The 21,023-nt window shown below is 69.2% G+C and carries 21 protein-coding genes; 12 read left to right on the top strand and 9 right to left on the bottom strand.

Features of this window, described 5'->3' with window-relative positions:
• The first annotated feature begins 35 nt into the window (after positions 1-35).
• The gene (gene alr / locus AC07OC_RS13040; RefSeq protein WP_218339149.1) at positions 36-1,151 is read left to right on the top strand and encodes an alanine racemase; all 1,116 of its coding nucleotides are present in this window, start codon (positions 36-38) and stop codon (positions 1,149-1,151) included.
• 133 nt (positions 1,152-1,284) lie between these two features.
• Positions 1,285-2,160 carry a hypothetical protein gene (locus AC07OC_RS13045; RefSeq protein WP_218339148.1) on the top strand — a complete coding sequence of 292 codons (876 nt, stop codon included), beginning with the start codon at positions 1,285-1,287 and terminating at the stop codon, positions 2,158-2,160.
• Between the two features lie 130 nt (positions 2,161-2,290).
• Here the strand turns inward: AC07OC_RS13045 and AC07OC_RS13050 are convergent, their stop codons facing one another.
• The gene (locus tag AC07OC_RS13050) at positions 2,291-2,764 is read right to left on the bottom strand and encodes a MarR family winged helix-turn-helix transcriptional regulator (protein WP_218339147.1); all 474 of its coding nucleotides are present in this window, start codon (positions 2,762-2,764) and stop codon (positions 2,291-2,293) included.
• 68 nt (positions 2,765-2,832) lie between these two features.
• Here AC07OC_RS13050 and AC07OC_RS13055 point away from each other — a divergent pair, with 68 nt between their 5' ends.
• On the top strand, positions 2,833-3,654 hold the full coding sequence (locus AC07OC_RS13055; protein ID WP_218339146.1) for a siderophore-interacting protein: 822 nt from the start codon (positions 2,833-2,835) through the stop codon (positions 3,652-3,654).
• On the opposite strand, the gene AC07OC_RS13060 is transcribed toward AC07OC_RS13055, so the two are convergent.
• Complete coding sequence (locus AC07OC_RS13060) at positions 3,638-4,525, bottom strand: LysR family transcriptional regulator ArgP (RefSeq protein WP_494601387.1); 888 nt, start codon at positions 4,523-4,525, stop codon at positions 3,638-3,640. The genes AC07OC_RS13055 and AC07OC_RS13060 overlap by 17 nt on opposite strands.
• 77 nt (positions 4,526-4,602) lie before the next feature.
• On the opposite strand from AC07OC_RS13060, the gene AC07OC_RS13065 reads away from it, so the two are divergent.
• Together AC07OC_RS13065 and AC07OC_RS13070 are read left to right on the top strand one after the other, a co-directional pair.
• Positions 4,603-5,211, top strand: coding sequence for a LysE/ArgO family amino acid transporter (locus AC07OC_RS13065; RefSeq protein WP_218296631.1), 609 nt, complete (start codon positions 4,603-4,605; stop codon positions 5,209-5,211).
• A 75-nt stretch (positions 5,212-5,286) separates the two neighbouring features.
• Entirely contained in the window at positions 5,287-6,867 is a 1,581-nt protein-coding gene (locus AC07OC_RS13070) for an ABC transporter substrate-binding protein (protein WP_218339144.1), read from the top strand.
• Between the two features lie 78 nt (positions 6,868-6,945).
• Here the strand turns inward: AC07OC_RS13070 and AC07OC_RS13075 are convergent, their stop codons facing one another.
• The 3 genes from AC07OC_RS13075 to hpaI form a co-directional block, all read right to left on the bottom strand.
• Positions 6,946-7,569 (bottom strand): glutathione S-transferase family protein, encoded by a 624-nt coding sequence (locus AC07OC_RS13075; RefSeq protein WP_218339143.1) that lies wholly within the window; start codon positions 7,567-7,569, stop codon positions 6,946-6,948.
• A gap of 75 nt (positions 7,570-7,644) precedes the next feature.
• On the bottom strand, positions 7,645-8,622 hold the full coding sequence (locus AC07OC_RS13080; protein ID WP_218339142.1) for a 2-dehydropantoate 2-reductase: 978 nt from the start codon (positions 8,620-8,622) through the stop codon (positions 7,645-7,647).
• 76 nt (positions 8,623-8,698) lie between these two features.
• Complete coding sequence (gene hpaI, locus AC07OC_RS13085) at positions 8,699-9,529, bottom strand: 4-hydroxy-2-oxoheptanedioate aldolase (protein WP_218339141.1); 831 nt, start codon at positions 9,527-9,529, stop codon at positions 8,699-8,701.
• 117 nt (positions 9,530-9,646) lie between these two features.
• Between hpaI and radA the strand changes: the two genes are divergently transcribed.
• Positions 9,647-11,026 (top strand): DNA repair protein RadA, encoded by a 1,380-nt coding sequence (gene radA, locus AC07OC_RS13090; RefSeq protein WP_218339140.1) that lies wholly within the window; start codon positions 9,647-9,649, stop codon positions 11,024-11,026.
• Here the strand turns inward: radA and AC07OC_RS13095 are convergent.
• Both AC07OC_RS13095 and AC07OC_RS13100 read right to left on the bottom strand, forming a co-directional pair.
• A complete protein-coding gene (locus tag AC07OC_RS13095; RefSeq protein ID WP_218296637.1) occupies positions 11,023-11,709 on the bottom strand; it encodes a hypothetical protein in 687 nt (228 codons plus the stop codon). The genes radA and AC07OC_RS13095 overlap by 4 nt on opposite strands.
• 77 nt (positions 11,710-11,786) lie before the next feature.
• Complete coding sequence (locus AC07OC_RS13100) at positions 11,787-13,544, bottom strand: methyl-accepting chemotaxis protein (protein WP_369641117.1); 1,758 nt, start codon at positions 13,542-13,544, stop codon at positions 11,787-11,789.
• A gap of 227 nt (positions 13,545-13,771) precedes the next feature.
• Here AC07OC_RS13100 and AC07OC_RS13105 point away from each other — a divergent pair, with 227 nt between their 5' ends.
• The 6 genes from AC07OC_RS13105 (at position 13,772) to AC07OC_RS13130 (ending at position 18,630) form a co-directional block, all read left to right on the top strand.
• The gene (locus AC07OC_RS13105; protein WP_218296639.1) at positions 13,772-14,206 is read left to right on the top strand and encodes a glycerate kinase; all 435 of its coding nucleotides are present in this window, start codon (positions 13,772-13,774) and stop codon (positions 14,204-14,206) included.
• Positions 14,207-14,245: 39 nt separating this feature from the next.
• Positions 14,246-15,184, top strand: a complete 939-nt coding sequence (locus tag AC07OC_RS13110; protein ID WP_218296640.1) for a branched-chain amino acid transaminase — start codon at positions 14,246-14,248, stop codon at positions 15,182-15,184.
• Between the two features lie 5 nt (positions 15,185-15,189).
• Entirely contained in the window at positions 15,190-15,396 is a 207-nt protein-coding gene (locus AC07OC_RS13115; protein WP_218339138.1) for a zinc-finger domain-containing protein, read from the top strand.
• Positions 15,397-15,399: 3 nt separating this feature from the next.
• Positions 15,400-16,218: a glycosyltransferase family 2 protein gene (locus AC07OC_RS13120; protein ID WP_218296642.1), complete on the top strand. Its 819-nt coding sequence runs from the start codon at positions 15,400-15,402 to the stop codon at positions 16,216-16,218.
• Entirely contained in the window at positions 16,215-17,468 is a 1,254-nt protein-coding gene (locus AC07OC_RS13125; protein ID WP_218339137.1) for an O-antigen ligase family protein, read from the top strand. The genes AC07OC_RS13120 and AC07OC_RS13125 overlap by 4 nt, the downstream gene beginning before the upstream one ends.
• A gap of 187 nt (positions 17,469-17,655) precedes the next feature.
• A complete protein-coding gene (locus AC07OC_RS13130) occupies positions 17,656-18,630 on the top strand; it encodes a glycosyltransferase (protein WP_218296644.1) in 975 nt (324 codons plus the stop codon).
• A 274-nt stretch (positions 18,631-18,904) separates the two neighbouring features.
• Here the strand turns inward: AC07OC_RS13130 and AC07OC_RS13135 are convergent, their stop codons facing one another.
• Together AC07OC_RS13135 and AC07OC_RS13140 are read right to left on the bottom strand one after the other, a co-directional pair.
• Positions 18,905-20,065 carry an NAD(P)H-dependent flavin oxidoreductase gene (locus AC07OC_RS13135; protein WP_218339136.1) on the bottom strand — a complete coding sequence of 387 codons (1,161 nt, stop codon included), beginning with the start codon at positions 20,063-20,065 and terminating at the stop codon, positions 18,905-18,907.
• A gap of 55 nt (positions 20,066-20,120) precedes the next feature.
• Positions 20,121-20,990, bottom strand: coding sequence for a LysR substrate-binding domain-containing protein (locus AC07OC_RS13140; RefSeq protein ID WP_218339135.1), 870 nt, complete (start codon positions 20,988-20,990; stop codon positions 20,121-20,123).
• Positions 20,991-21,023 lie beyond the last annotated feature (33 nt).

Here is a 21,023-nt window from a genome sequence, read left to right on the forward strand (position 1 = left end):
CCCCGGTAAATCCCTTGCCCCACCTGGTCCTTTCCATGCCCCGTCCCATCGCCGCCACCATCCACACCGCAGCCCTGCACCACAACCTGGAGCGTGTCCGACAGGCGGCGCCCGATGCCAAGGTCTGGGCCGTGGTCAAGGCCAATGCCTACGGGCACGGCATCGAACGCGCGTACGAAGGCCTGCGTGGCGCCGACGGCTTCGCGCTGCTGGACCTGGCCGAGGCCGAACGCGTGCGGCATCTGGGCTGGCGCGGGCCCATCCTGCTGCTTGAAGGCGTGTTCGAGCCGCGCGACCTGGAGCTGTGCTCGCGCCTGGGCCTGTGGCACGCAGTGCATTGCGACGAGCAGATCGACATGCTGGCCGCCCACAAGACGCAGGTGCCGCACCGCGTGTTCCTCAAGATGAACTCGGGCATGAACCGGCTGGGCTTCGCGCCGCAGCGCTTTCGCGCGGCCTGGGCGCGGCTCAACGCGCTGCCGCAGGTGGACGAGATCTCGTTCATGACCCACTTCAGCGATGCGGATGGCCCCCGGGGTGTGGCCCACCAGCTGGCCGTGTTCAACACCGCCGCCCAGGACCTGCCGGGCGAGCGCACGCTGAGCAACAGTGCTGCCACCCTGCGCCACGCGGCGGACGCGCGCGTGCGCGCCGACTGGGTGCGCGCCGGCATCGCGCTGTATGGCAGCGCGCCCGACTACCCCGAGCATGACGCCAGCCACTGGGGCATGCGCCCCACGATGACACTTGCCACCCGCCTCATCGCCACGCAGCAGTTGCAGGCGGGCGACACCGTGGGCTATGGCTCGCGCTTCACGGCCGAGGGGCCGCTCTTGATCGGCGTGGCGGCCTGCGGCTATGCCGACGGCTACCCGCGCCACTGCGATACCGGCACCCCCGTGCTGGTCAACGGCGTGCGCACGCGGCTGGTGGGGCGGGTGAGCATGGACATGGTGACGGTGGACCTCACGCCGCTGCAGCAGGCGGGCGTGGCCGCGGGGTTCGGCTCCGAGGTCACGCTGTGGGGCCAGGCTGGCAACGGCACGGTGCTGGGCGTGGACGAGGTGGCCGCCGCCGCGGGCACCGTCAGCTGGGAGCTGCTGACGGCACTGGCCCAGCGCGTGCCCGTGTCGGTGGACGGCATCGGCTGATCCGAACCGTCGACAAGTTCACGCACGGCGGGGCGCGGGGCTGCACCGCCGGGCCAAAGTGGTGTGAAATGGCGCGGCGCTGGCACGCAACACCGCCGGCCGCCCCCCTCTTTCCACCGCAGGTGTTTCCTCCATGGCCACTTCCCGCAGAGACCGCCACAGCAACAGCAAGAAGAAAACCTCCACCTGGCGCTCCGTGCGCATGCCCCACCACGGCACGGTGGCACGCACCCTGCAGCAGCGCTACAGCCTGCGCTGGCATGGCCTGCTGATCGGCAGCTTCACGCTGCTGCTGATGTGGTGCACCTCCCACGTGCAGATGCTGGTGGGCGTGGAGTCGCTGGCGCTGCGGTATTTCGTCACCCTCTCGGTCGGCTACCTGGGGTACCTGCTGGTGCTGCGGGCCTGGGCGGCGCGGCTGGTGCGGCAGGACCGCGACACGGGTGGCGATGGCAGCGGCCTGGATGTGCCCGACGTGTCCTGGCCCGGCAACGGGCCGTCGGGCGGTGGCGGTGGCCAGGTGCCGCTGCCGCGCACGGGCGGCGGTGATTTTGGCGGTGGCGGAGCGTCGGGCGATTTTGGTGGCGCATGGACGCAGGGCCTGTCCAGCGGGGGCTCCGGCGGCGATTCCAGTGCGCTGGGCGACCTGGCCAGTGGCGCCGCCGACGCCTTGGGCAGCGCCGACGAAGGCGCCGTGGTGGTCGTGCCCGTGGTGGCGATCTTCCTCATCGGCGCGGCGATCATTTTTGGCGCGGGCTCGCTGGCCATGCTGTTCTTTGGCTGGGATGTGCTGCTGACCGTGGCGGTGGAGATCGCATTCTCGGTGGCCACTGCGCGGGCCGCCGTGGGCGTGGAGCGCGAGGGCTGGCTCACGGCCGCCGTGCGCCTGACCTGGAAGCCCTTGCTGGGCGCGTTGGTCTGCGCCGTGGTGCTGGGTGCCACCATCGACCATTTCATGCCCGGCGTGCAGTCGTTGCCCCAGGCCGTGCGCGTGATCCAGGGGCAGTGATGCAAAAGGCAGAATGCTACTAAATTGGTAGCTTGAAATATAGGAGTATCAAGCGGCAGGGGCCGGTTCTTTTCATGTCCTGGCGCCTCCCGGCCTGGGTCAGGCTGGCCCCGCGTTCCCTCTCCCGGCCTCAGCGGCGGCAGTCCCGGCCGCCCTGGCAGCCGGTATCGATGGCGTCCAGGTTGCTGCGCACCTGTGCCAGCAGGGCGAGCAGCTGGGCCTGCGTGGCGTTGTCACACCCTTTGAGCAGGGACGCCGCCAGCCCCCGGCGGGCGTCGCGCAGCGCCTGGTGCAGGGCCGCACCCTGGGCGCTCAGGCGCAGGCAGCGGCTGCGTTTGTCCTCGGCATTCGGTGCGCTCTCCAGCCAGCCCTTGTCCTGCAGCATCCCCACCATGCGGGCCACCTGTGCCTTGTCGGCGCCGCTGTGGGCCACCAGTTCGCGCTGCGTGGTGCCGGGGTGGCGGCCCACGAACATCAGCGCCCGCACTTCGTTGTGCGTCAGGTCGGGGTGGATGGCGGCCATGGCGCGCACCATGTGGGCCCGGTAGGCATGCAGCAGGTCGTGCATGGCTTCAAAGACATCGGCGGGCGCGTGGGTGGTCATGGCGATCTATGGTTGACAAAATCAACCAATGCGCAGATTATTGGTTGATTAAATCAACATTTTAAGTCATGAACGCACCCCTGCCTACCGCCACACCCCGCGCCGACGCTGCACACCTTGCCATCGAACGCGTCCGCCACCCCTTGCAAGCCCGCCACCTCCAGGTGGTGCGGCGCACCACCGTCAGCCCCGGTTTCGTGCGGCTCACCCTGGCCGGGCCCGAGCTGGCCGGTTTTGTGAGCGCGGGGTTTGACGACCACCTCAAGCTCATCCTGCCCCAGCCGGGCCAGGAGCGCCCGTCGCTGCCGTCGATGCAGGACGGCCGCCCCGTCTTCCCCGACCCGCGCCCCGTGCTGCGCGACTACACCCCCGCGCGCCATGACGCCGCTGCGGGCGAGCTGGACATCGAAGTGGCCCTGCACGACGCAGGCCCTGCCACCGACTGGGCCGCGAGCGCCGCCGTGGGCCAGTGGGTGGGCATTGCCGGGCCGCGCGGCAGCATGGTCGTACCCACCGGTTTTGACTGGCATTGGCTGCTGGGCGACGAAACCGCCTTGCCCGCCATCGCCCGCCGCCTGGCCGAGCTGCCCGCGCACACCCAGGCCACCGTGCGCATCCAGGTGAGCAATCCTGCCGACCAGCGGGTCCTGGCCAGTGCGGCGCGGCTCGATCTGCAATGGGTAGACGCGCTGCCTGCGGCGGTGGAAGATCTCTCGCTGCCAACCGGTGCGGGGTTTGTGTGGGCCGCAGGCGAGCACAGCGACATGGCCGCGGTGCGCCGTGCCGTGCTGGCCAAGCCGGGCGTGGACGCCAAGCGCATGCGCATCTCCGCTTACTGGAAGCGCGGCGCTGCGGACCACCACGAAGACCTGGTCAGCGCAGCAGGGTAAGCCCCGCCGCTTGCTGCACCGCTTCGGTCATGTGGTGCAGCGCCTGCACGTTCAGGCGCCAGTATTGCCAGTACAACGGAACATCGACGGGCTTGCCCGGAATCAGCTCGACCAGCGTCCCGGCCTTCAGGTCGTGCTGCACCATCGGGTCCGGGGTCATGCCCCAGCCCAGGCCAGCCCGGGAGGCCATGACAAACGCGTTCGCCTCGGGCAGCCAGTGCACGGGCGGCGCGAGTTTGCGGCGCGTGATGCGCCCCACGAAACGCGCCTGCAGCGCATCCTTGCGGTTGAACACCAGCATGGGCGCCTGTGCCAGGGTGGCGGCGTTCACCCCCTGGGCAAAGTGGCGCTGCAGGAAGGCGGGGCTGGCCAGCGCGCGGTACCGCAGCGTGCCCAGCGGCAGCACCTTGCAGCCCTGCACGGGTTGTGGGTCGGCCGTCACGGCGGCCATCACGCGGCCTTCGCGCAGCAGGTTGGCCGAATGGTCCTGGTCTTCGACATGGATGTCGAAGGTGATGCTTTGGCCCTCCGCGGCCTGCGCCATGGCATGGGGAAACCAGGTGGCGAGCGAGTCGGCATTGACGCCGAGGGCCAGGCGCGTGGACGCGTGCTGCCCGCCGCCGAGCGTGGCGAGCGCGTCGGCCTCGCTCAGGGCCACTTCGCGGGCGTGCCGGTACAGGGCCTGGCCGGCCTCGGTGGGCGCGCAGGGCGTGGCGCGGCGCACCAGCACCTGGCCCACGCGTTCTTCCAGCAGCTTCACGCGCTGCGACACCGCCGAGCGGGTGACGTGCAGCACAGCGGCGGCGCGCTCGAAGCTGCCCTCGTCGATCACGGTGGCAAAGGCGTTGAGCTGGGCGGAGTCGAGGCGCATGGATGGTTAGCCATTCTGACGGATCGTTAAAAAGTATAGCTGGCGTGACCATGGCACGCGGCCCACAATCCGCGCCCATGAGCACCACTGCCTTTCTTCACGGATTCACGTCGACGGCCATCCTGATCATGGCCATCGGCGCGCAAAACGCCTTCGTGCTGCGCCAGGGCCTGCGGCGCGAGCATGTGCTGCCGGTGGTGCTGGTGTGCGCCCTGTCCGACGCGGCGCTGCTGCAGGCGGGGGTGTGGGGCATGGGCGGCGTGCTCCTGGCCCGGCCGGAGTGGGCGCAGTTCATGCGCTGGGCGGGGGCGATTTTTCTGGCCGCGTACGCGGTGCAGGCCGCCAGCCGGGCCTTCAAGCCGGCCCATCTGCTGGTGTCGGCCAACGGGCCGGGTGCGAGCCTGCGCGCCACGCTGCTCACCGTGGTGGCGCTGACCTGGCTGAACCCGCATGTGTACCTGGACACCGTGGTGCTGCTGGGCACCATGGCCAGCCCCTACCCGGTGTGGGGCCGCGCCACGTTTGCGGCCGGGGGCTCGCTGGCCAGCGCCCTGTGGTTCCTGAGCCTGGGCTTCGGTTCGCGCTGGCTGGCGCCCGTGTTCGCGTCGCCCGGGGCCTGGCGGGTGCTGGACGGGGTGACGGCGGCCACCATGATGGTTCTGGCGGTGGCGATGGGTCTAAGCTAAGAAAGATAAGTTCGTTGGGTAAAACGCGGGCTTGCTCCATAGTCGGTCTATTGACTGATCTGGAGTGTTTTCCCCATGCGTTTCAAGACCCTTTTGCTCGCGGCCGCCCTGGCCACCGCCCTGCCGATGGCGGCACAGGCCAAGACCTTCCGCTGGTCCCGGTCGGTGGACATTTCCACCTGGGACATCCACGCCCAGAACGTGGGCGTGAACAACACCATGCACGGCGCGGTGTACGACACGCTGGTCGAATACAACAGCAAGACCTTCAAGCCCGAGCCTTCGCTGGCCTCCGAGTGGAAGCTCATCAAGCCCACCCAGTTGCGCCTGACCTTGCGCAAGGGCGTGAAGTTCAGCGACGGCAGCGAGTTCACGGCCGACGACGCCAAGTTCTCGCTGGAGCGCGCCAAGGCCAAGAGTTCCAACTTCGCGGTGTACACCCAGGGCATCGACCGCGTGGAAAAGGTCGATGCGTACACCATCGACATCCACTCCGACCTGCCCAACCCGGTGCTCGTGAACCAGCTCACCGAGCTGCGCATTCTGAGCAAGGCCTGGGCCGAAAAGAACAAGTCGGTCGAGCCCAAGGACATCAAGACCAAGGACGAGACGTACGCCCACCGCAATGCGCTGGGCACCGGCCCCTACCAGCTCAGGCAGTGGACGCCCGACCAGCGCGTGGTGCTGGAGCCCAACCCGCACTGGTGGGGCAAGGGCAAGTACCCCACCAACCTGACCGAGATCGTCTACACCCCCATCAAGGCCGACGCCACGCGCACGGCCGCGCTGCTGTCGGGCGAGATTGATTTTGTGATCGACCCCAGCCTGCAGGACCTGGCGCGCATCAAGCAGACGCCCACCCTGCAGGTGCTCGAAGGGCCTGAGTACCGCACCATCTTCCTGGGCCTGGACCAGTTCCGCGACGAGCTGCCCGGCTCGGACGTGAAGGGCAAGAACCCGCTCAAGGACCTGCGCGTGCGCAAGGCGCTGTACCAGGCGATCGACATCCAGTCCATCCAGCGCGTGGTGCTGCGCGGCCTGGCCCAGCCCACGGGCACGCTGATCGCCAACCAGGTCAATGGCTGGACCAGGAAGGCCGACGTGCGCTGGCCCTACGACCCCAAGGCCGCGCAGAAGCTGCTGGCCGACGCGGGCTACCCCAACGGCTTCGAGGTGGACTTTGCCTGCAGCGCGGGCCGCTACATCAACGACGAGCAGCTGTGCCAGGCCATCACCGCGCACTGGGCCAAGGTGGGGGTGAAAGCCAAGCTGCGCTCGCTGCCGTTTGCCACCTACTTCCCGATGATCCAGCGCAACGAGGCCAGCATCTACCTGCTGGGCTGGGGCGTACCCACGTTCGATGCGTTCTACAGCCTGCAGTCGCTGGTGCGCTCGCCTGGCGCGGGGGGCGATGGCAACTTCAACCTGGGCCGCTTCTCCGACCCGCAGCTCGATGCCCTGGTGGAGCGCGTGAAGAAGGAGACCGATGCCACCACGCGCAACAACCTGATCGAGCAGGCGCTGATCAAGGAGCATGAACTGGTCTCGCACATCCCGCTGTACAACCAGGTGATTCCGTGGGCAGCGACGAAGAAGGTGGACATCATCCACCGTGCCGACAACCGGATCGACTGGCGCTACCTCAAGGTGAATTGATCACCTGCGCCCCGCAAAAAAAGCCCCGGTGCTGCCAGAGCCCGGGGCTTTTTTTCCTGCCGCTGCTCGCCGCGGGCTTCAGGCCAGGGCGCGTTGCACGGCGGGGCGTTGGAGCATGCGCTGGGTGTGGGCGTGCACCTTGGGAAAGAGCGCAATGTCCACGCCATCGCTGGCCAGCCAGCTGGCGATGGTGAAGAGATAACCATCGGCCACGGTGTACTGCGCGCCCATCACCCAGGGGCCGTGTTCCGCAGAGGGCAGGTAGTGGGTTTCAATCAGGTTGAAGCAGTCGGTCATGTTCTGCGGCACCTTGCGCTGCATGGCGGCAATCGCTTCGGGCTCGTCGGCCCAGCGGCTGGCGCGGGGGCGGTGCGCATGGGCGATGTGCACCGTGGACGCGAGGTAGCTGTGGAATTCCTGCAGACGCGCAAAGCCGTGGGCATCGGTGGGGGCCAGGCGCGCCTCGGGGAAACTCTGCGCCACATACGCCAGCAGGGCGGGTGTTTCGGTCAGGGTACCGTGTGGCGTGGCCAGCGCGGGCACGCGGCCCTTGGGGTTCACGGCAAGGTACTCGGGCGTGCGCTGCTGGCCCGCGGCGAAGTCCACGCGCACCAGTTGGTACGGGGCGTCGGCCTCTTCCAAAGCGATGCGAACGGCCTGCGCGCAGGTGCCGGGGGTGTAGTAGAGCGTGAGAGTGGTCATGGTTGATGTGCTATAAAATAGATAGCTATTGGCGCTTGATAGGTAAGCGCTGACGGCCAATTTTCTTGAAATATTTCAGTACAGGCCTCGTGTGCGTGCCATCAGGCGGGTCAGGCCCAGCAGCGCATCGGTGTGGGGCGTGGGTGTGTGGGTGATCTGCCCCAGTTCACGCACCGCGCCCACCAGGGCGTCGATCTCCATGGGCTTGCCGGCCTCCACGTCCTGCAGCATCGAGGTCTTGAACGCGCCCAGCTTGCGCGTGACGGCGTGGCGGTCCTCGGGCTGCTGGTCGATGGGCAGGCCCAGTTTCTCGCCAATGGCCTTGGCCTCCAGCATCACGGCGCTGACAAAACCGCGCACCAGGTCGTCGTCCAGGATGCGGTCGGTGGTGGCGCCGGTCAGCGCGCTGATCGGGTTCATGGTGAGGTTGCCCCAGAGCTTGAACCAGATGTCCTTCTGGATGCAGCCGGTCACCTCCACATCGATGCCGCCGCGCTGCAGCGTGTCGGCCAGCGCCTGCAGCCGCTCGCTGCGGCGGCCGTCGGGCTCGCCCACGATGAGGCGGTTGCCAAAGTGCTGGCGCACAAAACCGGGCGATTCCAGCGAGCAGCTGGTGTGCACCACGCTGCCCACCACGCTGCGCGCCGGGATGGCTTTGGCAATCACGCCGCCTGCATCCACCGACTGCAGGGCATGGCCCTGCGCCGCGCCGCCAAAACCGTCGAGGAACCACCACGGCACGCCGTTCATGGCCGTGAGCACGGTGGTTTCGGGCCCGATCAGCGGGGCCATGGCGCGCGCCACCTCGGGCAGGCCCGGCGCCTTGACTGCGATCACCACCAGGTCCTGCACGCCCAGTGCCGCCGGGTCGTCGTGCGCGGTGACGGCCACCTGCGCCAGCGTGCCGTCGGCGCGCCGCATGCGCAGCCCCTCGGCCTGCAGGGCGCGCAGCGTGTCGCTGCGCGCCACCATGCTGACCGGGTGGCCCGCCTGCGCGAGGGCCACGCCCAGCCAGCCGCCGATGGCGCCCGCGCCGTAGATACATGCTTTCATGGTTGTAGAGCCTTTGTCTTCCAGGGTTGTTGTTTGTGGTGGTGAGGGATTCGGGGCGCGCGACTGCTGCGGGGCCTCAGTAGCCCGCCGGGCGCTGGGGGGTGCCCACGGCATCGGTGCGAAAGCGGGCCAGCAGATCCTGCGCGGCGCTGGCCAGCAGCATGGTGTCCACGCCCACGGCCACGAACAGGGCGCCCGCCGCCAGCCACTGGCGCGCCTGCGACTCGGTGGTGGCCAGAATGCCCGGCGCCTTGCCCGCGCGCAGGATGCGGGTGATGCCATCGTGGATGGCGGCCTGTACGTCAGGATGTCCCGGGTTGCCGGGGTGCCCCATGGAAGCCGACAGGTCGGCCGGGCCGATGAACACGCCGTCCACGCCGGGCGTGGCGGCGATCGCATCCAGGTTGGCCATGGCTTCCACCGTCTCGGCCTGCACCAGCAGGCACACCTGCTGGTTGGCCTCGTGCACATACCGGGGGTAGGCCTGCCAGCGCGACGAACGGGCCAGCGCGCTGCCCATGCCGCGCACACCTTCAGGTGCATAGCGCGTGGCGCGCACCAGCTGCCGTGCCTGCTCGGCGGTGTCCACCATGGGCACCAGCAGGGTTTGCGCGCCGATGTCCAGGTACTGCTTGATGAGCGCGGTGTCGCCCACGGGAACCCGCGCAATGGGGTGGGGCGCCCGCGCGCCGGGGGCGAGGGCGCTGCTGGCGCTGGCGATGGCCTGCAGCTGGTGCAGGATGGAGCGCACGTCGTTGGGCGCATGTTCGCTATCGACCAGCAGCCAGTCGTAGCCAGTGCCGGCGATGATTTCCGCGCTGTAGGCGTCGGCCAGCGCAAGCCACAGGCCGATCTGCGACTGGCCCTGGGCCATGGCCTGTTTGAAGGGGTTGACGGGTGTCTGCAATGTGAGCTTCCTGCGGCGGGGTGCCAAGCCCTCCATCGTACGGGCTGTTGCCAGCACGTGGGGGCATGGCCGCTATAGTCGGCTGCCCCACCCCGGGGGCTTTCCCTCTACATCGCCATGGCCAAAGAAAAAACCACGTTCACCTGCACCGAATGCGGCGGCACCAGCCCGCGCTGGCTGGGCAAATGCCCGGCCTGCGGTGCCTGGAACACGCTGATCGAGCAGGTGGCCGACGCGGGGCCGGGCAAGAACCGCTACAGCGGGTCGCAGTTTGCAGGCCTGGCCCAGGCGCAGGCGGTGATGCCCTTGTCGGCCATCGAGGCCAGCGATGTGGAGCGCACACCGAGCGGCATCGACGAGCTGGACCGGGTGCTGGGCGGCGGCATTGTCGAAGGCGGCGTGGTGCTCATCGGCGGCGACCCGGGCATCGGCAAGTCCACCCTGCTGCTGCAGGCGCTCGATGCCCTGCAGCGCGTGGGCCTGCCCACCTTGTATGTGACGGGCGAGGAAAGCGGCGCCCAGGTGGCGCTGCGCTCGCGCCGCCTGGGGCTGGACCACAGCCAGGTGAACGTGCTGGCCGAGATCCAGCTCGAGAAGATTCTGGCGACCATCGAGTCCATGCAGCCCGCGGTGGCCGTGATCGATTCCATCCAGACGGTGTATTCCGACCAGCTCACGTCCGCGCCCGGCTCCGTGGCCCAGGTGCGCGAATGCGCGGCCCACCTCACGCGCTGTGCCAAGTCCACCGGCGTGGCCATCGTGCTGGTGGGGCATGTGACGAAGGAAGGCGCCCTGGCGGGGCCGCGCGTGCTGGAGCACATGGTGGACACGGTGCTGTACTTCGAGGGCGACACGCACAGCCAGTTTCGCCTGGTGCGCGCCATCAAGAACCGCTTTGGCGCGGTCAACGAGATCGGCGTGTTCGCCATGACGGAAAAAGGCCTCAAGGGCGTGAGCAACCCGAGCGCCATCTTTTTGAGCCAGCACAGCGAACCCGTGCCGGGTAGCTGCGTGATGGTCACGCTCGAAGGCACGCGCCCGCTGCTGGTGGAGATCCAGGCGCTGGTGGACAGCGGTGGCCCCAGCCCCCGGCGCCTGTCCGTGGGCCTGGACAAGGACCGCCTGGCCATGCTGCTGGCCGTGCTGCACCGTCATGCGGGGGTGGCGTGCATGGACCAGGATGTGTTCGTGAACGCGGTGGGCGGCGTGCGCATCAGCGAGCCGGCGGCCGACCTGGCGGTGATGCTGGCCATCACCTCCAGCCTGCGCGGCAAGGCGCTGCCGCGCGGCTTCCTGGCCTTTGGCGAAGTGGGCCTGGCGGGCGAGGTGCGACCCGCGCCGCGCGGGCAGGAGCGCCTGAAAGAAGCCGCCAAGCTGGGCTTCAGCGTGGCGGTGGTGCCCAAGGCCAACGCGCCCAAGAAGCCCATCGAGGGCCTGACCATCCACGCCGTGGAGCGCGTGGAGGAGGCGATGAACGTGGTGCGGGAGATGGGCTAGGAGGGCCTGCAGACGGCGGTGACGCGCTGGTACAGCACGCTGCCGCTGTACAGGCCCAGCACCTCCTCGCGCGTGCATTGCATGGTCAGCACATGCTGGCCCTGGGCGGAAATGGCCGCCGCCGATTCAGACCGCGCCGTGGCCTGGGTGCCATCGGCATTGACGCGGATGTCCAGCTTGCCCAGCCGGCTTGCGGAGCGCAGACCGCTGGCCTGCATGGCCTGCGCGGACTGCTGCTGCAGCGCACAGATCTCCGCGCGCCCGCCGGAGTACACGCTCGCGGGGCTGCTGCTGTGGTCGGTGAGCTTGAAGCTCAGGTCGGGCGCGGCCAGCGCGCACTGAGCACGGTAGTCCGACCGGTCGCCGAGCTCCACGGCTCGCCGCAGCACACCCTCCACCACGGCCGGGGTCAGCCTGGTGATGTTCTCGGCCTTGGGGCTGCTGGCGGCGGGCGCGGCCGGTGGCGCGGAGGGCGCGCTGGCCTTGACCTTGGCCACGGGTGCCGTGGCGGGAGACGGCCGTGGGCTGGGCGGCGCGGCCGGGCGTGGCGCCTGGGCGCAGGCCCGGTCGGAGAAGGTGGTGTGCCCCTTGTCGTCCGTGCACTTGAACAGGTTCTGGCCGCTGGCCGTGGAGGCGGCCAGCATGGCGGCGAGGGCCGCCAGCAAAAGGGGAGGGTTGCGCATGGAAAGCGGTGGGGGGCTGGATGCAGAAGTGCGCAATTAGAGCAGCCGATGGTGGCGGCCCGTGCCGCACCGGCACGTCAGAAAGACTCCCAGTCGTCATCCGACGCCTTCTGGCCCGCCGGGGCGGCGGGTGCGGGAGGCGGCGCTGGGCGCGCCGCGGGGGCCTGCAGCGGCCTGGCAAGGGGCGGGGCGGCCTTGGCGGGGGCGGCTTTGAGCGCGCTGCCCGCCGCCCGAGGCCTGGGCGCCGGGGCCGGCGCGCGGGCAGGGCTGGGCGTGGTGCTGGCGGGCTGGTGGCCCACGTTGAAGACGGACACGACCTCGGCCAGGCGCTGCGCCTGGTCGCGCAGCGAGGCCGCGGCGGCCGCCGATTCCTCCACCAGGGCGGCGTTCTGCTGCGTCATCTGGTCCAGGTTGCTCACGGCCTGGTTGACCTGGCCGATGCCGTCGCGCTGTTCGCTGGAGGATGCGGTGATCTCGCCGATGAGGTCGGACACCCGGCGCACGCTGGCCACGATCTCGTCCATCGACTGGCCCGCCTGCGCGACCTGGCCCGAGCCGGTCTCCACGGTGTCGACCGAGGCGCTGATCAGCTCCTTGATCTCCTTGGCCGCGGAGGCGGAGCGCTGGGCCAGGCCCCGCACCTCGCTGGCCACCACGGCGAAGCCCCGGCCCTGTTCGCCCGCGCGGGCGGCTTCCACGGCGGCGTTGAGGGCCAGGATGTTGGTCTGGAAGGCGATGCCGTCGATCACGCCGATGATGTCGGCGATCTTGCGCGAGCTGCTGGTGATGTGCTGCATGCTCTCGACCACCTGCGCCACGACCTCGCCGCCCCGCGTGGCCGCCTGCGCGGCCGTGGTGGCCAGCTGGTTGGCCTGGCGCGCGGTGTCCGCCGACTGGGTGACGGTGGCGGTCAGCTCTTCCATGCTGGCGGCGGTCTCTTCCAGGTTGGCGGCCGTCTGCTCGGTGCGCGACGACAGGTCCTGGTTGCCCGTGGCGATCTCCACCGAGGCATTGGACATGGAGTCCACGCCGCTGCGCACCTCGGAAACCAGGCCGCGCAGGCGGGCCGCCATCTGCGATACCGAGCGCAGCAGGTGGCCGAACTCATCCTGGCGATCGTCCTGCGCGGACACGGTGAGGTTGCCGCTGGCGATGGCATCGGACAGATCCACCGCCCGGTTCAGCGGGCGCGTGATGGAGCGCACCAGCAGGAACGACAGCACCAGGCCCAGCGCGAACACGGCCCCCTGGGTGATCCAGGCCAGCAGGTTGGCGTGGCTGCGGGCGGCCTGGGCCTCCTGCCGGGCCGCGTCGCGCTGGCTCTGCTGCAGCTGCACGAAGGTCTCGAGGCTGTCCACATAGCGGCCGATGGACGGCAGGTACTTGGATTCGATGAACGACTTGAAGGCGGCCCCGTCGCCACCCTGCTTGATTTCGCGCGCCTGCTTGTTGAGGGCCAGCACATGGGTGCGCTCGGCGGCCACGCGCTCGAGGGCGGCCTTGTCTGCCGGGCTGGTCGCCAGTTCCACCACCTTGGCCTGGATGGCCGAGATGCCGGCCACGCCGGCCTTCACGCGGCCGTCGAACAGGGCCGTCAGGTCCGCATCGGGCGTGGAATTGCTGGCCAGCACCCGCTCGCCGGTGGTTTCGGTGGCGCCCTTCCATTGCGCGGCGAGCGTGATGCGGTTCTCGAACGATGCCATCGACTCCATGGACCGGTCCATCACCTGGGCCACCTGGTGCTGCGCCCATACCGACACCAGCAGCATGGCACCCAGCAGCCCCACGATAGAACCCCACAGCTTGGGCGACAGGCGCACGTTATCCAATTTCATTGACCATCTCCAGAAAGGACGAGTCCGCATTTTTCGTGCTTCCGCCACGGCCGTAAACACTTGCGGGGGCCCGGCCCGCCTTCGCGTGCGATGTTATTTCATTAATGTAGTGCTTACACAACGAAACAATTTCTCGGCCAGCGTCTGGAGGTGCCTTGCCGGCCGCTTGGCGCCCCGGCCTCGGGATCTTTGCCGGCGGCCCGGGCGCTCATATGACAATACCGCCCATGAATTTGCGCAAAATCCTGGTGCCCCTGGGCGTGGTGGGGCTGGTTGTTTTTGGTTTCATGGCCTACGGATGGCCCGGTGTGGCCGCCGTCATGGGCGGGCTGGTCATGTGGGCGCTGCTGCATTTCACGCGGCTCATGAATGTGATGAAGAAGGCCGCCAACCGCCCCATCGGGTATGTGGGCAGCGCGGTCATGCTCAACGCCCGCCTCGGCGAGGGGGTCAACCTGATGCATGTGGTGGCCATGACGCAGTCCCTGGGCGAGCAGCTGTCGCCGGCGCAGGCCGAGCCGGAGGTGTACCGCTGGACGGATGGCACCCAGTCGCACGTGACGTGCGAGTTCCGCCACGGCAAATTGGCGAAGTGGACGCTGTGGCGGCCCGAAGGCGACGGTTCCGCCGCCCCGGCGGGCCAGCCCCCGGCCGCCCCGTAAAATCCCCGGTTTGCGACCCACAGCAACAAAAGGACACCCATGAGCCCCGTAGTTCCCTCGATGGCCGACCGTGACGGCAAGATCTGGATGGACGGCCAGATGGTCGATTGGCGCGACGCCAAGATCCATGTGCTGACCCACACCCTGCACTACGGCTGCGGCGCCTTTGAAGGCGTGCGCGCCTACAACACCGCCAACGGCACGGCCATCTTCCGCCTGGAAGAACACACCGACCGCCTGTTCAACAGCGCCAAGATCCTGCGCATGAAGATTCCCTTCAGCAAGGAAGAAGTGAACGAGGCCCAGAAGGCCGTGGTGCGCGAGAACAAGCTTGAATCCTGCTACCTGCGCCCGCTGACCTGGATCGGCTCGCAGAAGCTGGGCGTCTCCCCCAAGGGCAACCAGATCCACCTGATGGTGGCCGCCTGGGCCTGGGGCGCCTACCTGGGCGAAGAGGGCATGAAGCGCGGCATTCGCGTGAAGACCAGCAGCTACACGCGCCACCACGTCAACATCACCATGACGCAGGCCAAGGCGGTGAGCAACTACACCAACTCCATCCTGGCCAACATGGAAGCGCTGGACGATGGCTACGACGAGGCGCTGCTGCTCGACAGCTCCGGCTTCGTGTCCGAGGGCGCGGGCGAGAACATCTTCGTGATCAAGAACGGCGTGATCTACACGCCCGACCTGTCGGCCGGCGCCCTGAACGGCATCACCCGCAACACCGTGTTCCACATCGCCAAGGACCTGGGCCTGGAGATCGTGCAAAAACGCATCACGCGCGACGAGGTCTACATCGCCGACGAAGCCTTCTTCACCGGCACGGCCGCCGAGGTGACGCCCATCCGCGAACTCGACCGCATCGAGATCGGCGCGGGGTCGCGGGGCCCGATCACCGAAAAAATCCAGAGTGCCTTCTTCGACATCGTCAACGGCCGCAATTCCAACTACGCCCACTGGCTCACCAAGGTCTGATGAACATGTCGCAAGCAACCGTTGAACTCCTGGCCAAGGACCTGAACGCACAGGGCGGGGTTTTCTGCCCCAGCCCCAAGGCCGACATGAAAATCTGGAACAGCCACCCCAAGGTGTACCTGGACGTGGCCCGCACGGGCGAGGCCAAGTGCCCCTACTGCGGAACGGTGTACCGCCTCAGGGCGGGCGAGCGCGTGCACGCCGGTCATTGATTGATGCCAGTTGCAGCCGGCGGCGCATCGCCGCCGCCCACGTTGACCGTGGCGGTGCTGACCCACAACGAGGCGCACCGCATTGAAGCCTGCCTGAAGAGCGCCGCCTTTGCAGACCAGCTGCTGGTGGTGGACAGTGGAAGCACGGACGACACCGTGGCCATCGCGCGGGGCCTGGGCGCCGAAGTCCATGTCCACCCGGACTGGCAGGGCTTTGCCGTGCAGCGCAACCGCCTGCTCGCCCATGCGCGCGGCGACTACATCTTCTTCCTCGATGCTGACGAAGTGATGACACCGGCCTTCGCGCGGGAGCTGCAGGCCATCGTGCGCTCGGGCGAGCAGGCCGTGTGGAAGATCCGCTGGCGCATGGTGGCGTTCGGGCAGGAGCTCACGCACTTTCGCTCGCAGTCCCAGATCGAGCGGCTGTTCGTGCGCGGCATGGTCCGGGAGTACACGGGCGTGGTGCACGAGCAGGCGCAGCTGCATGCGCTGCCCGGTGGCGGCGAGGTGCCGCGCCGCCTGATCAAGGCGCGCCTGTTGCACTACTCGCGCACCACGGTGCGCGGCAGCCTGGAGAAGCTCACGCAGTACGTGATGCTCGGCGCCGCGAAGCGCGCCGAGAACGGGCAGCGGGGGGGGGTGCTGCGGGGGCTGGCCTCGGGCACTTCCATGTTCGTGCGCCTGTACGTGTTTCGCCTGGGCTTCCTGTGCGGGGGCGCGGGCTTCCTGTACTGCTTCTTCGTGGCGCTGGAGGGGTTCTTCCGCTATGCGGCGCTGCGGTACGACCGTGACCGCCTCACGGGCCGGGTGATCCGCGGATGAAGGCCTACCGCTGGTTCGGGCGCTGCGCCAGCCTCGGCGCGTTCATGGTTCCGGGCCTGGCCCTGTGGCTGCCCTCGGGCTATTCCTATGGGGCGGTCGTGCTGCTGCTGGCCGCGCTCGCCAGCGCGCCGGTGTGGTGGAACCGGCCCGCGCCGCGCGCGGCCTGGTGGCTGACGGCGGCGTTTTCCTGCATGGCGGCGCTGTGGCTGCTGGACGTGGGGGCCACCTGGGGCTGGGGCAGCATGGACCGCCCCGTCAAGTACCTGCTGGCGCTGCCCTGCATCTTCTACCTGATGACCTTCGAGCCGCGCGCATCGTGGCTGTGGATGGGGGTGGCGGTGGGCGCGGTGGGCAGCGGCCTGGTGGCCATCTACCAGATCTGCGTGCAGGCGCTGCCCCGCGCCAATGGCTTCACCAACGCCATCCAGTACGGCAACCTGAGCATGCTGCTGGCCGTGATGAGCGGCCTGTTGCTGGTGGTGCAGTGGAAGCGCTGGGTGCTGTGGCAGCGGGTGCTGCTGGCGGCGGCCATCGTGCTGGGCGCGGTGGGGTCGGTGCTGTCGCAGTCGCGGGGCGGTTGGCTGGCGCTGGTGCTGCTGCTTCCGGTCAGTGCGTGGCTGCTGGTGCGCACCACGGGGCAGCGCCGGATGTACTGGGGCCTGTGCGCGCTGGCGCTGGCGGCGGCCGCGTTGTCGCAGGTGCCCGCGGTGGAGCAGCGGGTGGACGAGGCGCGCCAGGAAGTGCAGACCTACAAGGACCACGGCGATGGCCGCAGCTCGGTCGGGCAGCGGCTGGCGCACTGGGGCCTGGCGTGGGAGATGGGCTGGGACCGGCCTTTGACCGGCTGGGGCCGCGCGGGCTATGCGGAGGAGAAGGCGCGGCGCGTGGCGGCCGGGCTGGCACACCCGGTGGTGCTCGAATTCGGCCACGCGCACAACGAAATCCTGGATCTTTTCGCCAAGCGGGGGCTGCCCGGCGTGCTGCTGTTGCTGGCGTTCTATGGCATTCCGCTGGCGATGTTCTGGCCCACGGCCCGGCGCATCCGCGATGGGGCGGGAAAGATGGACAAGGAATCGCTTTCCCTGTGCCTGGTGGGAGTGATGGTGCCCCTGTCGTACATCGGCTTCGGCCTCACCCAGGTCTTCCTGGCCCACAACAGCGGCAACATGTTCTATCTTTTCATGTGCCCGCTGCTGCTGGCCGCCCTGCACGAGCGGCGTGCCCGCATCGGCTGCGGCCGGCCGTTCTAGATGCGACACCCTCCTGAGCGGCTTCGCCGCATCCCCCCGCTCTCGCATTGCTGTGCAATGCGGGCAGGGGGACGCAGCCCTCGCTGCGGGGCGGCCCTTGCTCGGCTGCCGGGGACTGGGCCGTGCCGGTTTCAACCGTTGCGGGCCTCGCAGAGCGCCATAGACAACTGAGACAGAGGCATTCTTCATGCACATCCTGCTGGTCAACAACTCCCCCATCCCCGTCTACGGCTACGGGGGAACCGAGCGCGTGATCTGGGACCTGGGCAAGACACTCGTCCAGCAGGGCCACCGCGTGAGCTACCTGGTGCCCGAGGGTTCGACCTGCGACTTCGGCGACGTGCTGCCCATCCGCCCGGACGAGCCGTGGGAGGGGCAGATCCCGAAGGGCGTGGACATCACGCACTTCCAGTTCAACCCCCGTACCGAGCTGGCCAAGCCGTACCTGGTGACCGAGCACGGCAACGCGCGCAAGCCCAAGCCGCTGCCGCTCAACACGGTGTTCCTGTCGCGCGACCACGCCGCGCGGTATGGCTCCACCGAGTTCGTCTACAACGGCCTGGACTGGAGCGGCTACGGCCCGGTGGACTTCCAATCGCCGCGCCCGCGCTACCACTTCCTGGGCAAGGCGGCGTGGGGCGTGAAGAACGTGCGCGGCGCCATCAAGGTGGCACTGCGCGCGGGTGTGGAGCTGGATGTGCTGGGCGGCACGCGCATCAATTTCAAGCGCGGCTTTCGCTGGACACTGTCGCGCAAGATCCATTTCCACGGCATGGTGGGCGGCACGCAGAAGACGGGCTTGCTCAACGCATCGCGCGGGCTGATCTTTCCGGTGCGCTGGCACGAACCCTTCGGGCTGGCGGTGATCGAGAGCCTGTACTTCGGCTGCCCGGTGTTTTCCACGCCCTATGGCGCGCTGCCCGAGCTGGTGCCGCTGCACTGCGGCGTGCTGTCGGCCGAGGCGAACGTGCTGGCCGAGGCGGTGCGTGGCAACCGTTTCGATGCGCGCGCCTGCCACCAGCACGTGGTCGACCATTTCAGCGCCGAGCGCATGGCGCGCAATTACCTGCGGATGTACGAACGTGTGCTCGCAGGCGAGAAGATCAATGCCCAGCCGCCGGTGATCCAGGGGCCTGCGCGCGAACTGCCCTGGAGGCAGTGAAGCCCCCCTGAGGCGCTGCGCGCCATCCCCCGAGGGGGACGCACCCGGTGGCTCGGCAAAGCCGGTTCCACGGGTGCACTGGCGGGGCCGCGCGCTTTGCAGAGACCGGGATTGGCCGTCCGCACTGCCTCCATCACTCCCACCCGTTCGGGCTGAGCCTGTCGAAGCCAGGGCGTACACGGTGTTGCAAAGCCCGATTACTCTCCAGAGAATCCTGGTTGAATTGCCGCTAGCGCTTGTCCAGTAAGCGCTAGCGGCTATCGAATGGATAGCGTCACTGCGCTTGCAGCAACGCTGCCTGCGCGGCCAGCGCCGTCCGCCATTCCGCTTCCAGCGCGGCCACCAGCGCGGCGGCGGGCATGGGGCGCACCGCGGCGACGCCCTGGCCGGCCCAGAGGGACAGGTGGTCTGCGCGGCCGGCTTCGGCGCTGGCCCGGCGCAGGGCGCCGGTGAGGGCGTTCTGCACCGGGTAGGCCGGCACCTCCGTCTCGTGCGCATGCAGGCGCTGCAGCATGGGGTTGACGATGCCGCGCGCGGGGCGGCCCGAGAACACGCGGGTGGTGCGCGTGTCGGTGGCGATGGCCTGGGCCATGGCATCGCGGTAGGCGCGGCCGATGCCCGATTCGTCGCAGGCGAGGAAGGCCGTGCCCATCTGTACCGCCTCGGCCCCCAGCGCCTGCGCGGCGGCGATGCCGCGTCCATCCATGATGCCGCCCGCCGCGATCACGGCCACGCCGCGTGGGCGCAGCGCATCCACGCACTGTGGCACCAGCGCGAGCGCGCCCACCATCGCGGCGGCAAAGTCGGCCTGCGATGGCACGCCCGCGCGCACGGTGGCGTCCGCGGGGGCAAGCCCTTCGGCCTGCGGCCGGCCCGTGGGCAAAAAGGTGCCGCGGTGGCCCCCGGCCTCCATCCCCGACGCGCAGACCGCATCGGTCCCCACGTCGGCCCAGGCCAGGGCCTCGGCCACCGTGGTGGCGGTGCCGATCACGTAGCAGCCCGCGTGGTGCAGGCGCTCGACCTGCGCGGCAGTGAGGATGCCGAAGGTGAAGCTCGCCACGGCGGGCCGGGCCTCGACCAGGGCCTCGAATTGCGCAGGGAAGTCCTCGCACCAGCGCGCGGGCACGGCGGCCTGCAGGCCGAACTCGGCGTACAGCGGGGCCACGCGGGCCAGCGCCTGCTCGACGGTGGCGGCATCGGGCGCGGGTGTGTCTTGCACGAACAGGTTGAGCCCGAAGGGCCGGTCGGTGCGACGGCGCACCTCGGCGGCGGCCTCGGCCATGGCCGCCGGCGAGCGCATGCCGCAGCCCAGCGTGCCCAGCCCGCCCGCGGCGGACACTGCGGCCGCCAGGGCCGGCGTGTCGGCACCGGTCATGGGCCCCTGCACGATGGGCAGGCGAAGGGAGAGGGCGGTGCGCAGGCTGCGGTCGGGCATGGTGACGTTCCGTGAAAGAAAGAAGGAAATAAAGGGGGAAACGAGCTGAAGGCGGTCACTCGACCAGCACCTGCTGCAGCGCATCGAGCGCGGCCGAGCGGTAGCCCTGGCGCCAGGTCAGCAAGGTGGTGATGGTGGTGATCGGCTGCTGGCTCAGCAGGGCCGCGTTCGGCGAGATGCTGAGCACCGAGCGCGGCACGATGCCCGCGCAGCCGCCGCCCGCCACACTGGCCAGGATGGCGTGGTACGAGCCCAGTTCCAGCAGCTGCATGGGCTCGCGCCGTGGCGCGAACCAGTCCTGCGCGATGCGGCGGTAGGTGCAGCCGGGCTCGAACACCGCCAGTGTGCCGGGCTGCACCTGGTCGGGCCCGGCGGCATGCGGGTGGCCGGCGGGCAGGACCAGCAGCAGCTCTTCAGTGAACACCGGCCGGGTTTCCAGGGCCGGGTCGGCGGGCTGGCCCGGCGGCCAGGCCACCAGCACCGCATCGAGCGCATGCGCGCGCAGGCGTTCCACCAGCACGCGGGTCGCGGCGGTCGTCAGCTCCAGCGCCACGCCGGGCCACTGGCGGTGCAGGCGCGCGAGCGGCGCGGGCAGGCGGCTGGCCGCGGTGCTTTCCATCGATCCCAGGCGCAGGCGCCCCGCGGGCGGGCCCGGGTGCAGCGCCTGCCGCGCCTCCTCGGCCAGCGCGAGCAGCCGGTCGGCATAGCCCAGCAGCACCTCGCCCTCGGGCGTGAGCGCCATGCGCTTGCCCTCGCGCAGGAACAGCGGCGTGCCCAGGTCGGACTCCAGCTGGCGCACCCGCGTGGTCACGTTGGACTGCACGCGCTGCAAACGCTCGGCCGCGCGCGTGACGCTGCCCTCCGCCGCCACGGTGCGGAAGATGTCGAGAGCGGCGAGGTCGAGCGGGGGTGGCCCTTTGTCCATCATGAAAAAGTATGAATTACAAAAATTCAATCT

The sequence above is a fragment of the Acidovorax sp. GW821-FHT10E04 genome (assembly GCF_059415185.1).

What these genes read in the sequence shown, in the direction of transcription:
- alr (WP_218339149.1), top strand. Translation starts at nt 36, where the DNA reads ATGCCCCGTCCCATCGCCGCCACCATCCACACCGCAGCCCTGCACCAC.
- AC07OC_RS13045 (WP_218339148.1), top strand. Translation starts at nt 1,285, where the DNA reads ATGGCCACTTCCCGCAGAGACCGCCACAGCAACAGCAAGAAGAAAACC.
- AC07OC_RS13050 (WP_218339147.1), bottom strand. Translation starts at nt 2,764, where the DNA reads ATGACCACCCACGCGCCCGCCGATGTCTTTGAAGCCATGCACGACCTG.
- AC07OC_RS13055 (WP_218339146.1), top strand. Translation starts at nt 2,833, where the DNA reads ATGAACGCACCCCTGCCTACCGCCACACCCCGCGCCGACGCTGCACAC.
- AC07OC_RS13060 (WP_494601387.1), bottom strand. Translation starts at nt 4,525, where the DNA reads ATGCGCCTCGACTCCGCCCAGCTCAACGCCTTTGCCACCGTGATCGAC.
- AC07OC_RS13065 (WP_218296631.1), top strand. Translation starts at nt 4,603, where the DNA reads ATGAGCACCACTGCCTTTCTTCACGGATTCACGTCGACGGCCATCCTG.
- AC07OC_RS13070 (WP_218339144.1), top strand. Translation starts at nt 5,287, where the DNA reads ATGCGTTTCAAGACCCTTTTGCTCGCGGCCGCCCTGGCCACCGCCCTG.
- AC07OC_RS13075 (WP_218339143.1), bottom strand. Translation starts at nt 7,569, where the DNA reads ATGACCACTCTCACGCTCTACTACACCCCCGGCACCTGCGCGCAGGCC.
- AC07OC_RS13080 (WP_218339142.1), bottom strand. Translation starts at nt 8,622, where the DNA reads ATGAAAGCATGTATCTACGGCGCGGGCGCCATCGGCGGCTGGCTGGGC.
- radA (WP_218339140.1), top strand. Translation starts at nt 9,647, where the DNA reads ATGGCCAAAGAAAAAACCACGTTCACCTGCACCGAATGCGGCGGCACC.
- AC07OC_RS13095 (WP_218296637.1), bottom strand. Translation starts at nt 11,709, where the DNA reads ATGCGCAACCCTCCCCTTTTGCTGGCGGCCCTCGCCGCCATGCTGGCC.
- AC07OC_RS13100 (WP_369641117.1), bottom strand. Translation starts at nt 13,544, where the DNA reads ATGAAATTGGATAACGTGCGCCTGTCGCCCAAGCTGTGGGGTTCTATC.
- AC07OC_RS13105 (WP_218296639.1), top strand. Translation starts at nt 13,772, where the DNA reads ATGAATTTGCGCAAAATCCTGGTGCCCCTGGGCGTGGTGGGGCTGGTT.
- AC07OC_RS13110 (WP_218296640.1), top strand. Translation starts at nt 14,246, where the DNA reads ATGAGCCCCGTAGTTCCCTCGATGGCCGACCGTGACGGCAAGATCTGG.
- AC07OC_RS13115 (WP_218339138.1), top strand. Translation starts at nt 15,190, where the DNA reads ATGTCGCAAGCAACCGTTGAACTCCTGGCCAAGGACCTGAACGCACAG.
- AC07OC_RS13120 (WP_218296642.1), top strand. Translation starts at nt 15,400, where the DNA reads ATGCCAGTTGCAGCCGGCGGCGCATCGCCGCCGCCCACGTTGACCGTG.
- AC07OC_RS13125 (WP_218339137.1), top strand. Translation starts at nt 16,215, where the DNA reads ATGAAGGCCTACCGCTGGTTCGGGCGCTGCGCCAGCCTCGGCGCGTTC.
- AC07OC_RS13130 (WP_218296644.1), top strand. Translation starts at nt 17,656, where the DNA reads ATGCACATCCTGCTGGTCAACAACTCCCCCATCCCCGTCTACGGCTAC.
- AC07OC_RS13135 (WP_218339136.1), bottom strand. Translation starts at nt 20,065, where the DNA reads ATGCCCGACCGCAGCCTGCGCACCGCCCTCTCCCTTCGCCTGCCCATC.
- AC07OC_RS13140 (WP_218339135.1), bottom strand. Translation starts at nt 20,990, where the DNA reads ATGGACAAAGGGCCACCCCCGCTCGACCTCGCCGCTCTCGACATCTTC.